We start from the raw sequence: 21,216 nt of genomic DNA, 5'->3' as shown, positions 1-21,216 counted from the left end.
GGGTAGATGGGTGGATGGGGTGGATGGGGTGGGGGAGGGTTGGGCTGGAGCAGATCGGGATTGGGGCCTAGGGCAAAGATGTTGGCCTAGGCCAGTTTCGTGCCGGTTCCAGATTAGAGGGGGCATCCTCAAAAACCTGAAGACATCATTAACGCTTCGTTGTTACAAAACGTGAACGATTACATTGGCAGATGTTCTTTATGTTGAGCACAAATACTTAGGCTCACGGCCTTACTTTGACAACTACGATGGATCGACTTACCAAAGATGCCTTACTGGCGGCCTATGCAGATGGTCAGCGGTGTTTTTCACTCGTCAATCTGACCGGGGTGGAGTTATTTGAGGTAGATCTGCGTCAGGTTGACCTGCAGGGCAGCTGCCTGGATGACTGCTACATTCCCTACGGCAATCTCAGTCTGGCCAAGCTGACCGGGGCCAGCCTGATCAAGGCCCATCTGGGCAACGTCAACCTCTACAGCGCTGACTTAGCTGGAGCGGTGCTGACCGAGGCCGACCTGGGCCGCGCCGACCTGCGGGGGGCCAGCTTAGCCGGAGCCAACCTGACCGGAGCCAACCTGAGCGGAGCCGATTTGCGCGGGGCCACCCTGAGCGGAGCTAACCTGAGCGGGGCCAACCTGAGCGGGGCCAAGCTTGAGGGGGCCGACCTTACCCAGGCCAGCCTCAGCCGCTGCAACCTGTTTCGCGCCACCGGGGTCGATCTAGACCAGAGCCGCTGCGATCGCACCACCATCCTGCCCAGCGGCTACAACTATGGTCGCTAGGGGATCGTTAAAATGGTCGCTAGACCCATATCAAAGACGGGCTGGCTCCAGGGGCGAATGTTGAGCGCCGCTGCCCTAACCCCCTGAAGTATCAGGTATCCTAAGCATATTCCATTAGGAAAGTCCTGATGAGGCAGCCCATGCGTTCCCTGGCCGATGTTCCCCGCCCCCTGTTGTTGCTGGTGCTGATGTTGCTCAGCGGCGGGGCGGTGATTCAGCCTGGGTTTTCGGAACGAGCCGCTGCCCAAGCGGTCGTCGCCGCTCCTGAGGCCGCCCAGGAACCCGTGCTGCTGGCCCAGGCGGCCACCACCGCCGAGATCGAGCGGCTCAGCACCGAGGCCGATCTGGCCTTTCGCCGCGCTACCACGCTGTTCTTTGTCATGCTGGGCACTCTGCTGCTGCTGCTGGGCCTGGGGGTGGTAATGCTGTGGCTGATGCGGCGATCGGTAATTCAGGAAGTTTCGGTGGTGGTGCGCAACCAAATTAACGACATCACCGATCTTGAAACCAAGATTCAAACCGCCACCCGCGACCTCGACTACATTTTGACCCAGGCCAAGGAGCGGGCCAGCGAACTCAACAGCCGCACCGATCGCTTTCAGGAAGAGGCCGTCACCAAAAAGCAGGTGCTGAATCGACTGGTGGATGACCTGGCCGAGTTTAAGGCCCGCACCATCAACGATTGGCAGTCCACCCTGGGCGATTTGCAGGTCAAGCTGGAGAGCACCGAGGCCAACTTTGTCGGCCACCTGACCGGGCTGCGGGCCGCAGCCGACGACGAAATCACCACCCTGCGCAAAGACACCCAGCTCCAGCGCGACGTGGTGTTTCGCACCCTAGAGGAAAACCAGACCGGCTTTTTGCGCGACATCAACCGCCTGCGCAGCGATGTAGAAGTGCAGCAGGACGCGGTGCTGCAAAAGATTGGCAATGCCGAAGCCAGCTTTGCCGACCAGATGGGCACCATGACCCAGGCCATGCAGGAGGAGCGCGATCGCGTCATGGTAGCCCTGGCCGATCTGCGCCAGCAGCTCACCACCCAGGCCAGCGACCAGGTCGATCGTCAGACCGCCGCCATTGCCGAGGCCCTCGACGCTCTGCGCCAGAGCAGCCTCAGCCGCCTGCAAACCCAGACCGATGAGATTAGCCGTCAGCTGGGCGAGCTGCAGGTCAGCGCCCTGGGCGAGCGCGATCTGGCCCTGCAAACCATTCAGCGCTCGATCGACGAGTTTACCCAGCGCTTCGCCAACCTGCGCACCGAGGTAGACGGCCAGCGCAGCCGCATTCTGGCCGATCTGCGTCGCCAGGCCGACGAGTTTTTGGCCCAGTTTGGCGGCCTCAAGATCGAGATCGAAAACCGCCAGGATATGCTGCTGGGCGACCTGCGCCGGGCCGCCGACGAAGCTCTGGAGCGCTTTGCCGCCACCCGCACCGAGGTCGATGCCCGCCAGCAAAACACCCTCGACGACTTTCAGCGCGCCGCTCAAGATTTGCAAAACCAGCTGAGCCAGATGGCCACCGAGGCCGAAATTCAGCGATCGACCCTGCTGGCCGATATCGACGCCACCGCCAGCGCCTTTCGCCAGCAGGTGCGGGTGCTGCAGGACGCCACGGGCGAGCAGCAAATCCAGATTATCGACGGGCTGCGGGCGATGGAAGCGGCCTTTACCGAACAGCTGAATCAGGTGCGAGGGGCAATTTTCAGCAAGCGCGATCGCGTCCTCGACAAAATCGACAGCTTTGATGCCCGCCTCAGCGAAGATCTGGCCAACCTGGGCACCACCACCGCCGAGCGCGAGGCCGCCGCCCGCCGCCAGCTCGACGGGCTGATGGCCGAAATGGCCGAGCGCTTTGCCCAGCTCGAAGCCGATATTCAAGCGGGGCGCGAGGTTTCCCTGGGCCGCCTGGAGGATTTGCAGCAGGGCTACCGGGTGCGACTGGAGGCGATCGCCGCCGAGGCCCAGCACCAGAAAGACGACATCATGCGCCGCCTGGGCGAAGTGTCACCCCAGTACCTGGCCGACTCGTTTATGAGCGAGGCGCGGCAGCAGTTTGAGACCATTACCGACAAGATCGGTCGGCTGGAGACCAACCGGCCCCAGCTGTTTCTCACCGCCGATGAGTACATTGCTCGGGGCGATCGCTACCTGGCCGACAACGACTACGCCCTGGCGGTGGCCGAGTACGACAAAGCGCTAGACATTCAGCCCGTCAACACCCGAGTGTGGATCAACCGCGCCGAGGCCCAGCAGGCCCTGGAGCAGCTCGAAGGGGCGATCGACTCCCTCGACCACGCCCTGGAGCTAGAGCCCAAACACACCGGGGCGCTAATGCAGAAAGGCCTGATTTTGCGCGAGCTGCGCCGCCACGAAGACGCCCTGACGGTGTTTGACCAGCTCACCGAGATCACTCCCGAAGACGCCAAGGTTTGGCTCAACCGGGGCATGGTGCTGAGCCGCCTGAAGCGCCGCGAAGACGCCATTACCGCCTTCGATCGCGCCCTCGAAATCCACCCCGAATACCACGAGGCCTGGGTGAATCGGGGCGTGTCCTACGGCATTTTGCAGCAGCACGAGGAGGCGTTTAACTCCTTTGACAAGGCGGTCGAGTACCAGGCCAACGACGCGATCGCCTGGCTCAACCGGGGTCTCTCGCTGATCGAGCTAGAGCGCTACGACGACGCCCTGGTCAGCTTTGACAAGGCCACCCGGTTCAACCCCGACGCCCCCAAAGCCTGGGACAACCGGGGGCTGGCCCTGGTCAAGCTGGGCCGCGACGACGACGCGATCAAGAGCTTCGATCGCGCCATTGCCATCGACCCCGACTACCCCAAGGCCCACTACAACAAGGCCCTCTGCTACGCCCTTCAGCGCCAGTTTGACAACGCTATGGAAGCGCTGCAGCAGGCGGTGCGCCTCGACCCCGACTACCGCGAAGAGGCCCGCACTGAACCCGCCTTCGACGAACTCTGGAGCGACAACTGGTTCCGCGAGCTGGTGGAGTGAGGGTAGGTTGTGGCGGAGATGAGGGGATGAGGGGATGAGGAGAAAACTTACCTTCCCCATCTCCTTACCTTCCTTATCTTCCCTGCCCCCAAAATAGCCCTGACTCCGAGAAACTCGATAAAATGCTGGTGCTGCAATCGGCAGAACGTTGGTAAAAATTGTGCTTTGGGTATTGGCCGTTGGGGTGGTGACCCTGATCGGCGCTGAGATTTTTCTGCGGCTCAGGTACGGTCTGGGCAACCCACCCCTTTACGTCGCCGATGCCCGCACCGGCTACCGGCTGGCCCCCCACCAAAACCTGCGGCGGCGGGGCAACCGCATTGCCATCAACGCCTACTCGATGCGGGGGCCAGCTATTGCGCCGCAGCGGGCCGCCGATACTCTGCGGGTGCTGATGGTGGGCGATTCGATTGTCAACGGCGGCTGGTGGACCGACCAGGCCGAGCTGCTGTCGCTCCGGGTGCAGACGGCCCTGGAGCTGCTCAAACCCGCCCAGTTTCAGCAGGTGGAGGTGCTCAACGCCTCGGCTAACTCCTGGGGGCCGCGCAACGAGCTGGGCTACGTGCTGCGGTTTGGCACCTTTGAGGCCCAGGTGCTGCTGCTGGTGCTCAACACCGACGATCTGTTTGCTGTCGCCCCCCATAGCCACGACCTGGGCCGCAGCCCCCAGTACCCCACCCGTCGCCCGCCCCTGGCCCTGGCCGAGGCCATAGCCCGCCGCCGCAAATACACCCCTAGCGTCGAACTGCAAGCCTTGTACGATCAGGGGAGCGATCGCGTTGGCGTCAATCTCGAAGCCATTCGCCAGCTCAAGCAGGTGGTCGAGGCCGCCGGGGGACAGCTGGCGATCGCCATGACCCCCCTGCGGCGCGAGCTAGACGGCGGCCCCCGCGACTACGAGCAGGTTGCCCGCCAGCGACTGACCGCCTTCGCCCAGGCCGAGGGAATTCCTTACCTCGATTTTTTGCCCCAGCTACAGCAGACCCGCTATGAAGCGCTCTACTTCGACCATATTCACCTCAGCGCCGAGGGCAACCGCTGGGTAGGGCAGGCCCTGGCCGAATTTGTGGCCGAGGTTTGGCATCCCTCGCCTGAGGCCGCTTTGCCACCCCCCCACGCCCCCCTTGGCGACCTCTGGTAACGGCAACCTTTGGCAACGCCGCCTCGTCTTAAAACTAGAGGCGCTTTATGCCAATCTGAGGAACCCTACGGAGCAAATAGTGCTGAGGCGAGGCTCCGTCCTGGTGTTGGCTATGCCCGAAGAGCTATACACGAAACATTACACCGCGAGTTCCTGCGCGAGCAGATAACCGATCGCAACGTGCAATTACACAACATTTTTTAATATTGTGTTACATTGTGCCTGGCCATGTTTGAGCCGAGCCTGTGTAAACGCAAAGGAGAACCACCGATGCATCCCCAATCCCCCATGACTCTGGAACGGCGGAAGGTCGATATCCTCCAACTGTTCTTTTTCCTGCTGGGTGCCCCCCACATTTCAGGAGCGCTGCGCTCTGCCGAACGGCGACGCCAGCACAAAACACCCGTTATGCAGTACGTATCGGTAGCGCTGCTGGCCATGGCGATCGCCAGCGCCGCCGAAATGCTTTTGCTGTAGACCCGCCAGAGGGGTTGGCGTAAGACGATGAGGAGGTAGAGGGATAAGGAGATGAGGGAAAGAACAATTCACTCTGCCGTCCTCACCTCCTTATCTTCTCCACTTCCCTATCCACCCACCTACCCCTCCCGCTGCATCTCGCTGTAGGCCGCATACACCCCCTGCACCGTGTACCAGTTCAAAAACACCCGCGCCAGCTCCAGCGCCACCTGGGGTTTGCCTTGGTCGATCAGCCAGCGCAGCAGGGGGGCCATCGTCTTTTCGTTCAGCCTGCCGCCTGCGGTGAGCGCCCCCCACAAAATGCGGTGCAGCCAGGTCATTTGAATCATCATCTTGACTTCGCGGGTGGGGTGCTTCTGGTAAAACAGCGCCCCCATGCGGCCCCGCTGAATCTCCTGATCGATCATTTTGGGAATTTGATCGAGGGCGAAGGGGGCATGGTAGTGGTAGCCCAGGGCCTCGGGCACCTTGACCATCGAGACACCCAGGTTTTTGAGCCGCACCCCCAGCTCCAGGTCTTCCCAGCCGTAGAGGCGAAAGTCGGGGTCAAACAGGCCAGCGGTGAGCAGCCAGTGGCGGGCGATCGCCACATTGGCCGTGTCAAAAAAGGCGTTGGAAAAATCGGTGACTTTGGCCGGTTCGGCGGTGGGCTGCTCAAAGTTGCAGGTGTTGACCAGGCGGCCAGCGCTAAAGGCGCGATCGTCCCCCAGCCGCCGGTAGGCATCACTCAGGGCCTGGGCGTGGGCCTGTAGCGCCCCCGGCACCAAAATTACGTCGCTGTCGATAAAGGCAATGGTGTCGCCCCGAGCCACCTCAACCCCGTAGTTGCGGGCCGCCCCCGCGCCGCCGTGGTTGCGCTCCACCAGCCGCACGTGGGGAAACTCGGCGGCATGTTGGCGCAGCCAGTCCTGGGTGCCGTCGGTGGAGCCGTCGTCGACCACCACCAGTTCGTAGTCGGTGATCAGCGTTGGGTCGTAAACCTGCCGCTCCAGGGCGCGGAGGCATTTCTCCAGGATGGGCTGGCGGTTGTAGGTGGGGGTAACAACGCTGATAAACACGGTAAACCTTCCAAATGGCGCTATTATCCTAGCGCCTTCCCTGGCCCCCAAGGCATAGCGTTGTGCCGGGTTGCTGCGCCACCCTGAAAGATCCGTGGCATAATTCCAGTATGAATGAACTTTAGTTCAAGTGTATTTCTGCGGACTTATTTTCGCGAGCGATAGGGTTTAGACAGGGCGCACGGCAAAGGCACATGGTGAGCGATCGCAGTCAGAAGAAAAACCAGTTAAAACGCCGCCTGGGACTACTGACCCTGGTGCTGCTGGGCGGCCTTTGGGGCTGCTCTAGCCCCAGCGCTAACCCCGGCCCCCGCAACGTTACCCTGTCTCAAAAGTGGGCGCTGCAGCCGGGCGATCGCCTGGCCGGGTACCAGGTGCAGAGCGGTCTGGGCGATATCACCCTCGACATTAAAGGCAAGCGCGTGTTTATGCCCTTCGACGGCCAGGTGCAGCCCGCCGAGGGCAAGGCCGATCTGTGCGTTATTTTGTCGAGCCCAGATGTGCCCGCCTACCTGTTTCGCCTCTGCGGGCTGCGTCAGCCCAAGCTGGGCGACCTGGCCCAGGGCGACCCCATTGGCCATGGCGACAGCGTTTCCTTTGCTACCATGCGCCGCCAGGCCGATGGCACCTGGGCCATGGTCGAACCCGCCAAAGAAATGATCGAGCAGTTTTTAGACCAGCCCTAGCAGGGCGTCAACTACCGAAATCCAATATTTTCAGAGTTCAGTTGTTGACATAGCACCTATCCAGCCAACTGCAACTCCCCATCGATAGGGAGTTCCAGGGTTTCTGACTCCATCACTCGCTTTGAGAAAAACAGGACCTCAAGATTCTCAATCGCCCCCGACTCAGGATTTAATCGGGCGATCACATCATCTCCAATTTCCTCTGACTCCTGCTCAGCGTAGGGCGCACACTGATCGATATACAGAATGTCTCCCACCCGATCGTAACGAAACGTCAATTTCCCGTTTGCCATATCACCTTTCCTCCACTGAGCCGACGGGCTGTGTGAGCTGTGATGACCCAGTGCCGTTCCGGGTCAGTACCTTTCACCACCACTACAACGAGATATCGCCCTGTCCGAATTGTGGTGAACCATTTGGAAAACAGCAAGGCCTGCTCATCACGGACACTGGAACGAATCTGGTCGGGGGTCGCAAGGGTTTCAGCTAGTTGGTCGAGGTAGTCAGGTGCGGGAACTTTGACAGAGTAAGCAGCAAAAATGCTCGGCCTTATGAATCAGTCAGATTTTGATCCGATCCTAACTCCCACGCGCCTTTGGTCTCGCTCAGAGGTATTGGCTAGAAACAGCCCAATTCCAAAGAAGGCCGGGGTTTATGCCTGGTACTTCCGCAAGATTCCTCCTCAGGTGCCTGTAGAAAACTGTCATCGGGTGGAAGGAGCAACCCTGCTTTACGTCGGCATTTCACCTAGCAAACCTTCATCAGGTCGCCAACAGCTGAAGGAGCGGGTGCGCCAGCACTATAACAACAATGCCTTTGGCTCTACCCTACGCCTTACCCTGGGTTGTCTGCTGGCCAATGAACTGGGAATTGAACTCAGGAGGGAAGGTAGCAGTGGTCAACGCCTTACCTTTGTGGATGGGGAGCAGACGCTCTCTGACTGGATGGCAACTAATGCCCTGGTTACTTGGATGGAGACAGTAGAACCGTGGGTGTTGGAACCGCAGATTATCTCTCAACTGTCTCTACCTCTGAACTTAGAGCATAACGAGAGCCATCCCTTTTATCCGGTTTTGTCGGAGCTGCGCAAGAGCTGCAGGCAAAAGGCACGGGAGCTGCCAATATGGAATGGGATTTGGACTGGCGGTTAACCTAGTCCAGTGGCTAGACCGAAAGCGACTGAAGCTATAGCTGTTTGTGCGATCGCACCTACGGGCTACAGCTCGGGCACAATGGGGTCGAGGTCTTCGCCCTCGTTGGCTGGCGCACCGGTAGGGGTTTCGATGTCGAGCAGCCCTGGCAGGGGGTCGTCGTCGGGGGCGTCTTCTCCCAGGTTGCGCAGAATGGGGGCAGCCTGCTCCGGCTCTTCTAAAAAGATTGCCGACAGCACTGCCTGCAGGGTGGGGGCCATGGCGATGCGGTTGCGGTAGACCATAATCACGCGCGTCAGCGTAGGCAGCTGGTTTTGTTCGGCCACCAGGTACAGCGGTTCGACGTAGAGCAGCGACTGCTCAATCGGTATCACTAGCAGGTTGCCCTGCTGCGCCCGCGACCCCTGGGTATCCCACAGCGAGATGCGCTGAGAAATTTCGGGATCTTGGTTAATGCGGGCCTCGATTTGCTCGGGGCCAAACACTAGCTCCTGTTTGGGGAAGCGGTAGAGCAACCTGAGCCCGTAGCGATCGCCGTCTGATCTGGCCGCCAGCCAGGCAATCAGGTTGTTGCGCTGGGCCGGGGTAAACAGCCGCAGCAAGATAAACTCCTCGGTATCCTCCAGGGGCAGCTTCATGATCAGGTAGTAGGGTTCTACCCGCTGGGTTTCGCTGGCGTAGATCTCGCTGGGGGCGCGCCACTGGTCTTCTCGGTTGTAGAACACTTGGGGATCGGTCATGTGGTAGGTCATCAGCGAGTCGGCCTGCACCGAGAACAAGTCCTGCGGGTAGCGAATGTGGGCACGCAGGCTGTCGGGCATGGCCTCCAGCGACTCAAACATGTTGGGCAATAGCCGCTCCCAGGTTTGAATAATGGGGTCGTTGGGCTCAGAGACAAAAAAGCTCACCGACCCGTTAAAGGCATCGACAACGACTTTGACCGAGTTGCGAATGTAGTTAAAGTCGTTGTCGCCGGGGTCGGAGTAGGGGTAGCGGCCGCTGACGGTATAGGCGTCGATAATCCAGTAGAGGTAGTTCTCGCCGGTCTGGGCATTGAAGTTTTCGGCAATAAAGTTGGGGTCGCGATCGCGAAACGAGTCAAAGTCAATGCTCTGCGGGGCCTGGCTGCCGTGGGTAGGCCCAGTACCCCACCGGCTGGAGGCATCGTCAATATCGACGGTGACCAGGTAGGGGTCGGTGTCGAAGCGCAGAAAGGGTGCGATCGCCCGCACGCGATCGGCAATGTTGCGGCGGTACAGCAGCCGCGTATTGTCGGTAAAGTCTTCGGTAAACAGCATTCGCCAGTCGAACAGGTGGCGGGCAAACAGCAGTCGCCGCCAGAAGCTGTCTAAACTAATGCCGCCTCGACCCAGGTAAGTGGTGTAGATATTCTCATTGCCGCTGGGGTAGTCAAGCTCCAGCACCTGGGTATTGGTCATGATGTAGGTATCGGTCAGCTCGCCAAAGTACAGGCGTGGGTCGCCAATTGGAATGCTCTGGCGCACCTCATCACTGCTGGGGATGTTGTCGATACCGCGCACAAAGTAGGTGGGCAACCCGTCGGGGCCAGCGGTATTCACCGGGCTCATGGTAAAGCCAAAGCCGTGGGTGTAGACCAGATGCTCGTTGACCCAGGTTTTGGCGATCTCAGGCACCCGCTGGTAGTTCAGCTCTCGGGCCGAGATCATCACCTGACGGCGCTCCGATCGCCGCTCCTGGTTCAAAATGTTGTAGCGGTCAAAATCGGCATCTTTAAACTCGTAGTACAGCCGAATTTGCTGGAGCTGGCGGTTGCTGTCGAGCAGGGGCCGCGAGTCCCACAGGCGAATATTTTCTAGGGTAAGGTCGTTTTCTTCTAGATCTGCGGCGCTCAAGTCGCCGCTGGGGTCAAAGGGCTCCGACTCGATCGCCTCTAGGTCAAAGGCTGAGCGGGTGAGGGCAATGGAGTTGGTGATGTAGGGCCGCTCGCGCTGCAGCTCGTTGGGCTGCACCACCAGCCGCTGCACCACCATGGGGGCCAGCACCAGCCCCAGCACCGTCAGCACCAGATAGCCGCACACCCCCTTGACCAAGAGACTCGTGCGCCCAAACCCCGCCCACCAGCCCAGGGCGGCCCCTGGCCCCTGCGCCCGCGCCCCGCTTCGCATCGGGTTGATGTAGCCCGGTGCCTGCACCCGCCCCCGCAGCAAAAAGACCAGACCCAAAACCAGGGTGAGAATGGCCAGCCCCCAGTTGGCAGGCAGCAGCACGTGAATATGGGTATAGCCCGCCCCGTACACCACTCCCTCGCGGGAGTAGAGCACCTCGTAGCGGCCCAGCCAGTGGCTAAAGCTGGTGGCCAAAAACAGCAGCCCGGCCAGGGTATAGAGATGCTGCTGCTGCGGCGGCGAAAAGCCGTAAAACCGGCCTCGACTGAGGGTGTTGTGGGCTAAGAGATAGACGAGGTAAACGCTGACCAGGGTAAAAAACAGGGTGCCCACCACCCAAAACTCCAGCAGGTGCAGCACCGGTAGGCGAAAGATATAGAAGGAAATATCTCGGTTAAAGATGGGTTCAACCTGGTTGTAGGGCACCGGGTTGAGGGCCAGCAGCACCGACGGCCACTGGTTGGCCAACACGAGGCCGTAGCCCAGGCTCATCAACACCGCCGCCAGCCGCCCCAGCTGTCGGGGATAGATCAAAAACGCCACGGTGCTAATGCCCAGGGCGACAATTAGCCAGGGCTGGGCAACAAAAATTTGGCCAATCACCGTAAACAGCTGCAGCTTGGGCCACAGGGGCAGCGGCGGGCTGGTGTCGTAGAGGGTAGTGGACTGTTGCCAAAAGTCTCCAGCTGTCTGGCCCTGGTAGATGAGCTGCACCCCGACCAAAAAGCTCAGCGTGGCCCCCAACAGCAGCAGTCCACTCAGCCCCAAACTGCGGACTCGGGAGGTGCGATCGCTCGGTATCTCTAGGGGCTTGGCGCGATCGGCGAGGGTGAGGTTGCCCCAGGTAAACAGCAGGGTCGAGAAAATGGGAATTAGGCCGAGCACCAGCTGCGACCCCAGTCGCACCCAGAACACGTCTGGATAGTTGACCTCCACAAACCAGAGGCGCTCCGCCTGAAGGTTGACGATCGCGTCGAAAAAAAGCAGGGTGAGCAGCCCCAGCCCCAGGCTCAGCCACCCCCACCGGGGCAGACCCCACTGAGAAAAACTCTTTGCGATCGCCTTACTTACCATGGGCCCTACGGCTAGACAGCTACCCCAGCAATGCCTAGATTGTAGCGCCGCCGCGCCGCGCCACTAGAGCAGTCTGCCGTGAAAAGGAGCGCAGGGCAGCAACGTCTAACGCCCTAACTCATATGCTATTCGTCACGGATTACCCCGTAATATATGACATCGTCGTATACGCCCCACTTCAACTGGGTTTTAGGTCATGCCTGCAAAAGGTGAAATCGACATCACAGTCAAATTTAGCGGTATCCCAATCGCCACCGCTGCTCCTGGTGGAGTGACAAAAATTGAAATGTACTGCAACGGCTATGTTGTTTTGGCCGATGTTAAAACCAAGACGTTTAAACGCTTTATTGAAAAGGCTATGGAGTACGACTACTGGGACGGTGTTGTCAGCGGCAGACTGCGCCATATTCAGGGCCACCAGTTAATCCTGACTCACGCTGGTATCCACTGCCGCGAAAAAAAACCGGCAGGCTAGGGAAACGACAGGCTACGCGTCAAGCCGCCTCAACGGCTGGTCATCAGTCGATATAGCGATAGGCGGCAGCGGGTTGACGACTATTCCAGGGCATCCCGGCCTCTTGGTACTGCCAAGCAGTTAGGCTGCACCATTTCTATAGATTTGAGGCAGCTGGTACCAGGGCAAATGAGGATGCGAATGATGCTCTCGGTGATACCCAAAATGGTAGCAGGTGATGAATGACCAAAAGACTGGCAGACGAATGCTGCTGATGTAGTGACCACAGTCAGCGGCATTGTCGCGTTGCCGATGGGGAAGAAAGATACCAAAGGTGAACAGCTGCAGGGAGCTGAGCACTACGGGAAGAACCCAAAAAAGAATTACGTTAACCAGAGAAACTTGGCAAGCCAAAAAGCCAAAAAAGACGAGAGTAAACCCAATTAATGAGACCTGAAATTGCTGGCCCGACTGGTAGGTTTTCATAAACTGGATGTACCATAACCAGAAACCTCCCCGTTCTGTGTCACAGTAGTCGGGGTCTTGCTCGGTCGCGGGAAAGCGGTGGTGCAGCCGATGGTTTTTAGCCAATAGCTGATAGGGCAACAGGGCGTACAGCCATGAGGTTATGTACCCGAAGGCGTCGTTAAGCCGATGGGAACTGGAAATATTGTTGTGAATGGCTTCATGGGTGACGATGAACAAGCCAGTATGCAAAAACGTTCTGACTAAAACTGCCAGGGGCCAACAAACCCAAGGAGTTTGGGCATTAAATAGGGTAAAGGTGACCACCAAACTAGCCAGCCACAGACATCCAATTAGGCTAGCCCAGCACAAACTCAGCTGAGAATAATTAAAGCTTTGAGAGTGGGGCGATTGTGATTGGCTGAACATATATAATCAGGTTTCCAACCTGAACAAGCTATTTCTTTGCAAGCGCGTCTAGAGCAACATTGAAAGCTTTGATTTAGCTGTAGTTAGTAACGTCACTTTGATCAATGTAACGTTATGCTGCGGGCATGGCATAAACTTCTATCTTTCGTGGTATTCACCTTGAGAAACGGGTTGCTCTAGATGACCTGCCTTGGCGCAAGTGAGGCTTTTGGGAGAACTCTAGGCAGCGGGTTAAGGGGCAGTGCGATCGCATTCCCCAGCAAACGCAAAAAAAGGGGCCGAAGCCCCATAAAACCGTTTCTTCCAGCGCACTGCGCTAGACAAGCTGGACACTACTGCGCTGACCCAGCGCTAGCAGCGGCGCGCCGTCTTGAAACACCAGTAGCTCACCGGGCTGAATGGGCGTCCACTGTTCGTTGTCGGTGAGCGAGGTGGTGGCAATGACGGCGACGCGATCGCTGGGGGTGGTCAACTCCTGAAAATCGACCGTCAGGTCTTCGTCGATCAGGTGGGCAGCGGCGAAGGGGGCCTGCCGCACGAGGTAGCAGAGCTTGGTGGAGCAGTGGGCAAAAAAGTGTTCGCCGTCGGAGAGCAGGTAGTTAAAGATGCCGTGCTGAGCGATCGCAGCGGTGACGGTCTGCAGCACCGCGTACAGGTCGGCAATGGGCGGCTTGCGATCGGGGAACCGCTGGCGAATGGTATTGAGGATCAGACAAAAAGCCCGTTCGCTGTCGGTTTGTCCCACCGGGCGGTAAATGCCGGTGGGGTCTGCCATCAGGCTGGGCACATCGCCGTTGTGGGCAAACACCCAGTAGCGCCCCCACAGCTCGCGCTTGAACGGGTGGCAGTTTTCTGGCCCCACTGGCCCCACGGTGGCCTTGCGAATGTGGGCGATCACATTCATAGACTTGATCGGGTACTGCCGCACCAGGGCCGCTACAGGGGAGGTGCTGGAGGGGCCGTCGTCGAGAAACACCCGACAGCCCAGCCCTTCAAAAAACGCGATGCCCCAGCCGTCTTTATGGTCGTCGGTTTTGCCGCCCCGAGCGCAGAAGCCCTCAAAGGAAAAGCAAATATCCGTCGGCACATTGCAGTTCATGCCCAGGAGTTGACACATGCTGGCTATCCCTACTTCAGCGGCCACCAGGAAACTTTGTCGCGGGTGGCCCCGTAGACTTCTTTAAGCCCTTCGGGGTCTACCACCTTCACCAGGTCATTGGCCGAGTCGGCCAGTTTGTCAGTTTTGAGGTAGCCCGCCTTGGTCAGCCCCTTCAGCACTTGTTCTACGGTGCGGTGGTTGAGCTGGCAGGCGCGGGCGATCAGGTCGATGGGCAGGTCAAACACGTATTCCGGCTGGTCGCCCTGGGGCTGGGCACCCAGGCTGCGCTCCTGAAAGATCAGCCCCCGCAGCACTGCCGCCACCGCCTGGGGCGGGTAGGTGCTGCAGTTGAGCAGATGGTACTGAAACTTTTCGCGCAGCTCAAACAGCAGGGTGTAGCGATCGCGAAACGTTTCATTGTGGTTGTAGAAATCTTGCACCACCGTCACCGGCACCTTGATCACGTTGGTGGTTTTGTAGGCCTCAACCAGGCTGGGAAAGGCCCGCGTCGCCGCCCCAACCCCCACAGGCAGGCTGCGCATGCCAAAGCAGCCGCCGGGGTAGGTGAGCGCCATGACCCGGTCGAGGGGAGTACTGCGCATAATCACCGGGCCGCCGTCGATGACCACATACAGGTGCTCTTGCCAGGTGTGGGGCCGAAAGGCGGTGTAGACCGGGCGGTTGGAGTAGAGCTTTTCAGTGACTAGCAGATCGGGGTCGAGGTCGCTGAGCAGTGGGTCTTGCCCCAGCCCCTGAAATAAAAAGCTTTGGGTCGTCAACGTTTCGATCGTTTTTGAAGCCAAGCTGGGGCTTTTTGCCTTTGCCATGAGGTGTTGTCAGTTCCGTACTCTGCCATTGTCCCTCGGAACTAGGGTTATACCTCAGCAAGGCTATAGTTTTGCCAATTTTTGTCGGGTGTTGCGGCCTGTCTGCCATTTAGCGGCTGTCACCGATTAATCGTTAATAACGCGAAAATCAGCGGTTACAGCCCCCAGCCTGTTTTGGTGATCGAGCGTGGCAATGCTGATGCGGTAAGGACTGTGGCCAGACTTGATGGCACGCCTAGGCCATCACCAGCCATCCTCAGCCTCGGTGTCAAACCACAGGTCAGCCTCCAGTTCTACTAGATCTAGCAGCGCCTCGTGAATGGTGGCGGCACGGCCCTCGATCGCCAAATCAAACCAGCCATCTTCCTGGCCGTTGGCCCCCAGCAGCGCGCCCAAAATATTGACCTTGAGGCCGTAGCGGTTGATCAGGTTTGAGAGCACTGGGTCGGAGTGTCGAGCTTTGGGAATGCGGATTTTGACCTGGGTTTGCACCAGGCTTTCAGGGTTTTTGAGGTGCAGCGCCTCAAGACCGTAGTCGGGAGAAATGGATGCCATAGTTGATCTCATCAAAATAGGAGGTCTAGCGAAAAATTTCGCTAGCTGACAATCGGAACTTTTACTGAAAGCAGCTGAGTTTTACAATTTTTCTCGATAGCAGCAGAAAATTGCGGGTTATCTTTTTAAAGAACATTCGAACATCATTGTGGTGTTTGAATCTACGTAATTTGTGCCACGTTACGCTGGGCAGCGTGACTGGGCTCAGGAAAACAATCAAAGATAAGAACAGCCATTCAGACAGAGGTTTTTTGACCTCAGGTTCTTTTTCTAGAAAAGGTTTGAGCACCAGTACCAGCACGAGAAAAGAGGCGAGAAAGTAAATTTTAATGGACATGATTTCGAGCTTTTCGACGGCAAAAACGACTGTTGGCGCTATAAAGTTTGCTGTAAACCGTTCTAGTGACCACGGTGCTGAATGCCCGCACTGCGCTCCAGGACATACTTCAGCACCAGGGTGACTACGGCCAAACAGGCCAGCAGCAGGGCGGCGGTGTAGGCGGCCTGAGTGTTGTACTGTATGTGGGCTTCTTCAATAAACAGGGGCAGGGTTTGGGTTTTGCCCACAATGTTGCCCGAAACCACCGCGACGGCCCCAAACTCACCCATGGCCCGAGCGTTACACAAAATCAGGCCGTAGAGCAGGCTCCACTTAATTGAGGGCAGCGTCACCCGCCAAAACGTCTGCCAGGGGGTCGCGCCCAACGTGGCGGCGGCCTCCTCCTGCTCGGTACCGGCATCTTCGAGGGCGGGCAGCACCTCGCGGGCAATGAAGGGCATGGTGACAAAAATGGTGGCCATCACAATGCCGGGCAGGGCAAAGATGATCTTGATGCCGCCGGCGTCGAGCAGTGGCCCAAACCAGCCCCGGTTGCCAAACAGCAGCACCAGCATCAGACCCGCTACTACGGGCGAGATCGAGAAGGGCAGGTCGATGATGCTGATCAGCAGCGATCGCCCCGGAAAGTTCTTATTAGCCAGAGACAGCGCCGCGCAGAGCCCAAACACCGTATTCAGCGGCACCGTAATCGCCGTTGCAATCACCGTCAGCTTGACCGCATTCAAAAAGAACTGGCTGGTAAACGTGTCGATTAACCCAGGCATCCCCGCCTTAAACGCCTGAATAAACACGTTGAGAGTCGGCATCAGCAAAATTAGCGCCAGGTAGCCAAAGACAAAGGCCACCAGCAGCCACTTGCCCCACTGAAACCGGCCTGCATTCTGAGACCTGGGCTCTGCAACAACGGGTTGCCTTAACGACGAATCAGCCATAGAAGCGCCTCCCTCGGGCCTGAATAAGATTAATCATCAGCAGCACCGCCAGCGAAATAATCAGCAGCACCGTACCTACCACCGTGGCCCCGGCGTAGTCATACTGCTCTAGGCGCTGAATAATTAGCACTGGCGCAATTAAGTCTTGAAAGGGAATGTTGCCCGCAATGATGACCACCGAGCCGTATTCGCCCACCGCTCGCGAAAACCCCATGGCCACCCCGGTCAGAATGGCGGGCAGCAGCGGCGGCAAAATCACCCGCCAAAAGGTCTGCCACTGCGAGGCTCCCATTGACCAAGCCGCTTCTTCCATTTCTGACTCCATATCTTGCAGCACGGGCTGCACCGTTCGCACCGCAAAGGGCAGCGAGATAAAGATCATGGCCACCAGCACCCCCAATCGGGTGAACGATACCCGAATGCCAAAGGGCTCTAGAAATCCGCCAATCCAGCCGTTGGTGCTGTAGATAGTCGAGAGGGTTAAACCGGCTACCGCCGTCGGCAGAGCAAAGGGCAAATCGATGATGGCATCTAAAAACCGCTTGCCCGGAAACTCGTAGCGCACCAGCACCCAGGCAATCATCAGCCCGGCAAAGCCGTTGATAATACCCGCCACTAACGCCGTTACAAAGGTGACGTTGTAGGTCGAAATGGCCACCGGGTCGGTGGCGATGCGCCAGATTTCTGTTGGGTTAAGGGTCAGCGCCTTCAGCAAAAGCGCCGCGATGGGCAAAAACAAGAACAGAGTTAGGTAGAGCCAGGTGATCCGCCAGGGCCAGGAGGCATGGAGAATTTGGGACCAGAAACCCTGGACAGCAAACGGTGATGAAGTCATGGGTGCAGAAAAAATTAGGTCGGTTGGTTAATCTCTAAGGGCTTTACCCCAGCCTTTTTCAAGCGTCAAAGAACTGGGATAAGCGCCAGCTGCCTATTTGCCAACCTTGGACTGCACCTGGTCAAAGATGGCTCCATCGGCAAAGAATTTTTTGTCAATCTCTTCCCAGCCGCCCAGGTCAGCCACCGTAAACAAGGTAGTCACCTTGGGGAACTGATCGGCAAAGGCCTCAGCCACGCTGGGGTCAACCGGGCGGAAACCCACTTTGGCAAACTCTTCCTGGGCTTCTGGGGTAAACAGAAACTCCACAAAGGCCTCAGCAACCTCCCGCGTGCCGTGTTTATCTACGTTGGCATCGACGACGGCAACGGGGTTATCGATAGAGATATTCACCTCAGGCACCACGTAGGGCAGGTCTTCACCGTTCTGAGCGGCCAGCAGTACCTCGTTTTCGTAGTTGATCAGCACATCGCCCTGGCCTCGGGTAAAGAACACATCGGTGGATTCCCGCGCGTCTTTGGGCAGCACCGGCACGTTTTGGTAGATCTGGGTGACAAAGTCGAGGGCGGCGGCGTCATCGCGGCCGGTTTGAGTCTGAAATCCCCAGGCTCCGAGAAAGTTCCACTTGGCCCCGCCGGAGGTTTTGGGGTTAGCGGTCACCACCTGGACGTCGTCACGGGCCAGGTCTTCCCAGCCCCGAATGTTTTTAGGGTTGCCCTCCCGAAACACGAGCGCGGCCACTGACTTGTGCACGATCGCATTGTTGGGGGCTTCACCTTCCCAGCCGGGTTCAATCAGGCCACCCGCCTCAATTTTTTGGGTGTCCCCGGCCAGGGCCAGGGCGACGACATCGGCTTCTAGCCCATCGAGTACGGCGCGGGTCTGAGAGCCAGAGCCACCGTAGCTCTGGTTAAAGGTGACCTCCTGGCCGGTTTCAGCCTTCCACTGCTCGACAAATTTAGGAATGATTTGCTCATAAGCGGCCTGGGTTACGGCGTAGGAAACCAGCGTTAGCTCTACGGGGCTGGCGGCGGCGGTTGTCGATTCGCCCGTGTCGGCCTCTGGGGCCGATGGGGTGCTACCGCAGGCGGCTAAGCCACCCGCCAGGCCCAGCCCAGCCAGAAACAAAACTGCCGATCGCCGCGAAAGATAGCGCTTAGGTGATGTCATGGGTCGCTCTCCAAAGAATCTGCGGTAACTCGATAGGGGTTTCGAGGATTACGTCTACGGACTGTATCACAAAATTTTGCGATTGAATTCAAAATGAATTCAAATTCATTTTCCTGTTAACTTGATCTTGCTTGAGCTTGATTTTAGAGTGAGTTGCATTTTAGCTGGGTTTGGGATAGCGTTAGGTCACGCTACCGTCGGGTTGACGGGCGATCGCCCAACCGGCCCAGGACATACACCTGAAGCGCACCCTGGCTCCGCTGCCGAGAGTTAGGTTCTGGAAGGTGGCCCCGAGCAAGTGGCACCACAGCGCTGTCTTCGGCGTCGCGCCTGAGTTAAAGCACAATGTCGATTTTGGAAAACACCCGTGGGAATTCGAGTAGAAAACGTTTCAAAACGGTTTGGAGATTTTCAGGCCCTTGAACCCATCTCCCTGGATATCAAGAGCGGCTCTCTGGTGGCCCTGCTGGGGCCGTCGGGTTCGGGCAAGTCAACGCTGCTGCGGGTGATTGCGGGCCTAGAGCAACCCGACACGGGCCGAATCTATATTTCTGCTCAAGATGCCACCGCTAAGTCGGTGCAAGACCGTCGGGTGGGCTTTGTGTTTCAGCACTACGCCCTGTTTAAGCACCTCACCGTGCGCCGAAATATTGCCTTTGCCCTGGAGCTGCAAAAGTGGCCCAAAGACCGCATCAAGCACCGGGTCGATACTCTGCTGGAACTGGTGCAGCTAGAGGGATTGGGCGATCGCTACCCCTCCCAGCTTTCCGGCGGGCAGCGCCAGCGGGTGGCCCTAGCGCGGGCGCTGGCGATCGAGCCGCAGGTCTTATTGCTAGACGAACCCTTTGGGGCCCTCGATGCCAAAGTGCGCAAGGATCTGCGCGACTGGCTGCGCCGCCTCCACGACGAGGTGCATGTAACCACGGTCTTTGTCACCCACGACCAGGAAGAGGCGATGGAAATCTCTGACGAGATTGTGGTGATGAGCAATGGCCGAGTCGAGCAGGTGGGTTCTTCTGCCGAAATCTACGAAAACCCCGCCACCCCCTTTGTGATGAGCTTCATTGGCGCAGTCAACGTACTGTCGCCCGACAATACCTGGAAGCCGCTCCACCGCGATGCTCCAGTTCACGGGGAAGTGTTTTTGCGGCCCCACGACATCGAAATTTTTACCGCCCACTCCGACGGCAGCGTGGCGGCAACGGTCAACCACATCATTCACCTGGGCTGGACGATTCGTGTCGAACTGACCCTCGACAATGGTCATCCCATTACCGCCCATATCAACCGCGAGCAGTATCAGGAGCTGGGCCTGCAGCCAGGGCAGACCGTATATCTGCGGGCCAAATTCATCCGCAGCTTCGAAAAATCTCCCAGCTACTCACAATCAGTCGCCTGAGAAGGATAGGGAAGTTTACGGCAATGCAAAACGTGGTCGGTACCCGGCCACATTTTCTACTCAGCTGAGGCGGTTTTAGTCTGGGCGGTGTTCTCCACGACTCACATTCCATGCGCCTCTCAGTCTCAAGCAGGCGATGAGTTTAATGAATTTGCGGCTCGAATGTTGAACTTGGTGACCTCGCTCAAGGCCTAACAATAATCGGTTTTGGCTACGCTGCTGCCCGTCGCCTAAGGACATTCCTCTTCACTGACAATAAAAAACAGGGACTTTAGACAAAATCCCTGCTGGCGTAAGTTAAGTAATGGACTCGTTAGCGCTGCTGAGTGAGGTGCCCCCCAGTTCCCGCCATTTTGAGGAACTGAGTGGGCATGGCTGAGGCCAGGCTACAGGGTTCAGTGAGGCCGACGCGCTCAACCCCTGGCGTATTTAGCACTGCGTCTAGCTGCGCCGAGTTGTTTGAGAACGATTATCTACGATGATGACTTCAGGCTCGCCATCGTTGTCGATGTCGCGAGTGCCAGTGGCATTGGTTCGCCCAGCACCAGTGGTGGCAGTTGTAGCCGCAGTGGAGCGGTTGGCGAGGTCAGGCGCATCGTAGGTGCCCATGTCTTCGATATGGCGATCGCGCAAAATAGACTCAACATTGCGCACTTCGTCAGCGGTGCCGTCAACCATCAGCAAATAATCGCCCGCTTTGATGCGCTTCTCGTAGCCTTTGGCGCGGTCTTCAGGAATGCCGGCCCCAACCAGAGCACCGACTAGACCACCGGCAGCAGCGCCAATACCAGCGCCAGCCAGGGTAGCCGCAATTTCAGAAATCCCGACGCCTGCGGCAAGCACAGGGCCTACACCGGGAATGGCCAGTACGCCTGCGCCGACCAAAAAGCCGCCGATGCCGCCGAGTACGGTTCCTGTAGTGGCACCAATACCGGCCCCTTCTTTGGCTTCGTTGCCCTGGTGATCGGTCAGGTCTTCCGCACCTTCAACGTTTTCTACGTGCTTTGCCAGCAGAGAAATTCTTTCTTTGTTAATACCAGCATCGCTGAGGGCGCGCAGTGCGCTTTCGAGATCTTCGCGGCGCTTAAAAACACCGACGACGCGCTTGTATTGGGTTTGGTTGATGTTGTTTCGTGTGTTTACCATGATTTCCTCTTGTTTGTCGTTCATTAAAAGTTGGGCGAGCTAAA

At 58.1% G+C, this 21,216-nt stretch carries 19 protein-coding genes; 8 read left to right on the top strand and 11 right to left on the bottom strand.

All coding sequences use genetic code 11. The features are described from left to right. Nucleotides 1-248 precede the first annotated feature (248 nt). The 4 genes from ACQ4N7_RS24030 to ACQ4N7_RS24015 all read left to right on the top strand — a co-directional run bounded on the left by ACQ4N7_RS24030 (nucleotide 249) and on the right by ACQ4N7_RS24015 (nucleotide 5,405). Nucleotides 249-782: a pentapeptide repeat-containing protein gene (locus tag ACQ4N7_RS24030; protein ID WP_430713982.1), complete on the top strand. Its 534-nt coding sequence runs from the start codon at nucleotides 249-251 to the stop codon at nucleotides 780-782. Between the two features lie 128 nt (nucleotides 783-910). Continuing rightward, complete coding sequence (locus tag ACQ4N7_RS24025) at nucleotides 911-3,787, top strand: tetratricopeptide repeat protein (protein WP_430713981.1); 2,877 nt, start codon at nucleotides 911-913, stop codon at nucleotides 3,785-3,787. Between the two features lie 160 nt (nucleotides 3,788-3,947). Then, on the top strand, nucleotides 3,948-4,928 hold the full coding sequence (locus ACQ4N7_RS24020) for a GDSL-type esterase/lipase family protein (protein WP_430713980.1): 981 nt from the start codon (nucleotides 3,948-3,950) through the stop codon (nucleotides 4,926-4,928). Nucleotides 4,929-5,198: 270 nt separating this feature from the next. After that, complete coding sequence (locus ACQ4N7_RS24015; RefSeq protein WP_430713979.1) at nucleotides 5,199-5,405, top strand: hypothetical protein; 207 nt, start codon at nucleotides 5,199-5,201, stop codon at nucleotides 5,403-5,405. A 119-nt stretch (nucleotides 5,406-5,524) separates the two neighbouring features. On the opposite strand, the gene ACQ4N7_RS24010 is transcribed toward ACQ4N7_RS24015, so the two are convergent. Next, nucleotides 5,525-6,463, bottom strand: coding sequence for a glycosyltransferase family 2 protein (locus ACQ4N7_RS24010; RefSeq protein ID WP_430713978.1), 939 nt, complete (start codon nucleotides 6,461-6,463; stop codon nucleotides 5,525-5,527). A 197-nt stretch (nucleotides 6,464-6,660) separates the two neighbouring features. On the opposite strand from ACQ4N7_RS24010, the gene ACQ4N7_RS24005 reads away from it, so the two are divergent. Then, nucleotides 6,661-7,149 carry a hypothetical protein gene (locus tag ACQ4N7_RS24005; RefSeq protein ID WP_430713977.1) on the top strand — a complete coding sequence of 163 codons (489 nt, stop codon included), beginning with the start codon at nucleotides 6,661-6,663 and terminating at the stop codon, nucleotides 7,147-7,149. Between the two features lie 56 nt (nucleotides 7,150-7,205). Here ACQ4N7_RS24005 and ACQ4N7_RS24000 read toward each other — a convergent pair whose 3' ends face one another. Further along, nucleotides 7,206-7,442, bottom strand: a complete 237-nt coding sequence (locus ACQ4N7_RS24000; RefSeq protein ID WP_430713976.1) for a DUF2283 domain-containing protein — start codon at nucleotides 7,440-7,442, stop codon at nucleotides 7,206-7,208. A 258-nt stretch (nucleotides 7,443-7,700) separates the two neighbouring features. On the opposite strand from ACQ4N7_RS24000, the gene ACQ4N7_RS23995 reads away from it, so the two are divergent. After that, entirely contained in the window at nucleotides 7,701-8,300 is a 600-nt protein-coding gene (locus tag ACQ4N7_RS23995; RefSeq protein WP_430713975.1) for a GIY-YIG nuclease family protein, read from the top strand. 65 nt (nucleotides 8,301-8,365) lie between these two features. Here the strand turns inward: ACQ4N7_RS23995 and ACQ4N7_RS23990 are convergent, their stop codons facing one another. Next, complete coding sequence (locus ACQ4N7_RS23990) at nucleotides 8,366-11,521, bottom strand: UPF0182 family protein (protein WP_430713974.1); 3,156 nt, start codon at nucleotides 11,519-11,521, stop codon at nucleotides 8,366-8,368. A gap of 196 nt (nucleotides 11,522-11,717) precedes the next feature. Between ACQ4N7_RS23990 and ACQ4N7_RS23985 the strand changes: the two genes are divergently transcribed. Continuing rightward, a complete protein-coding gene (locus ACQ4N7_RS23985) occupies nucleotides 11,718-11,996 on the top strand; it encodes a hypothetical protein (RefSeq protein ID WP_430713973.1) in 279 nt (92 codons plus the stop codon). A gap of 120 nt (nucleotides 11,997-12,116) precedes the next feature. Here ACQ4N7_RS23985 and ACQ4N7_RS23980 read toward each other — a convergent pair whose 3' ends face one another. The 7 genes from ACQ4N7_RS23980 to ACQ4N7_RS23950 form a co-directional block, all read right to left on the bottom strand. Further along, nucleotides 12,117-12,869 carry a fatty acid desaturase gene (locus ACQ4N7_RS23980; RefSeq protein ID WP_430713972.1) on the bottom strand — a complete coding sequence of 251 codons (753 nt, stop codon included), beginning with the start codon at nucleotides 12,867-12,869 and terminating at the stop codon, nucleotides 12,117-12,119. Nucleotides 12,870-13,185: 316 nt separating this feature from the next. Continuing rightward, nucleotides 13,186-13,986 carry a class II glutamine amidotransferase gene (locus ACQ4N7_RS23975; protein ID WP_430713971.1) on the bottom strand — a complete coding sequence of 267 codons (801 nt, stop codon included), beginning with the start codon at nucleotides 13,984-13,986 and terminating at the stop codon, nucleotides 13,186-13,188. Between the two features lie 11 nt (nucleotides 13,987-13,997). After that, nucleotides 13,998-14,795 (bottom strand): Crp/Fnr family transcriptional regulator, encoded by a 798-nt coding sequence (locus ACQ4N7_RS23970; RefSeq protein ID WP_430713970.1) that lies wholly within the window; start codon nucleotides 14,793-14,795, stop codon nucleotides 13,998-14,000. 243 nt (nucleotides 14,796-15,038) lie between these two features. Then, nucleotides 15,039-15,350, bottom strand: coding sequence for an NIL domain-containing protein (locus tag ACQ4N7_RS23965; RefSeq protein ID WP_430713969.1), 312 nt, complete (start codon nucleotides 15,348-15,350; stop codon nucleotides 15,039-15,041). A 399-nt stretch (nucleotides 15,351-15,749) separates the two neighbouring features. Continuing rightward, nucleotides 15,750-16,622, bottom strand: coding sequence for a sulfate ABC transporter permease subunit CysW (gene cysW / locus ACQ4N7_RS23960; RefSeq protein WP_430713968.1), 873 nt, complete (start codon nucleotides 16,620-16,622; stop codon nucleotides 15,750-15,752). Next, nucleotides 16,615-17,457 carry a sulfate ABC transporter permease subunit CysT gene (gene cysT, locus ACQ4N7_RS23955; RefSeq protein ID WP_430713967.1) on the bottom strand — a complete coding sequence of 281 codons (843 nt, stop codon included), beginning with the start codon at nucleotides 17,455-17,457 and terminating at the stop codon, nucleotides 16,615-16,617. Before cysT ends, cysW begins: the two co-directional genes overlap by 8 nt. 93 nt (nucleotides 17,458-17,550) lie before the next feature. Next, nucleotides 17,551-18,627, bottom strand: a complete 1,077-nt coding sequence (locus tag ACQ4N7_RS23950; RefSeq protein WP_430713966.1) for a sulfate ABC transporter substrate-binding protein — start codon at nucleotides 18,625-18,627, stop codon at nucleotides 17,551-17,553. Nucleotides 18,628-18,994: 367 nt separating this feature from the next. On the opposite strand from ACQ4N7_RS23950, the gene ACQ4N7_RS23945 reads away from it, so the two are divergent. Further along, complete coding sequence (locus tag ACQ4N7_RS23945; RefSeq protein ID WP_430713965.1) at nucleotides 18,995-20,026, top strand: sulfate/molybdate ABC transporter ATP-binding protein; 1,032 nt, start codon at nucleotides 18,995-18,997, stop codon at nucleotides 20,024-20,026. A 441-nt stretch (nucleotides 20,027-20,467) separates the two neighbouring features. Here ACQ4N7_RS23945 and ACQ4N7_RS23940 read toward each other — a convergent pair whose 3' ends face one another. Continuing rightward, nucleotides 20,468-21,172: a histidine kinase gene (locus tag ACQ4N7_RS23940; RefSeq protein WP_430713964.1), complete on the bottom strand. Its 705-nt coding sequence runs from the start codon at nucleotides 21,170-21,172 to the stop codon at nucleotides 20,468-20,470. Nucleotides 21,173-21,216 lie beyond the last annotated feature (44 nt).

This window comes from Nodosilinea sp. AN01ver1, assembly GCF_050565655.1.
Taxonomy (GTDB): Bacteria; Cyanobacteriota; Cyanobacteriia; order Phormidesmidales; family Phormidesmidaceae; genus Nodosilinea.
This window is presented reverse-complemented; position numbering and strand designations above follow the sequence as displayed.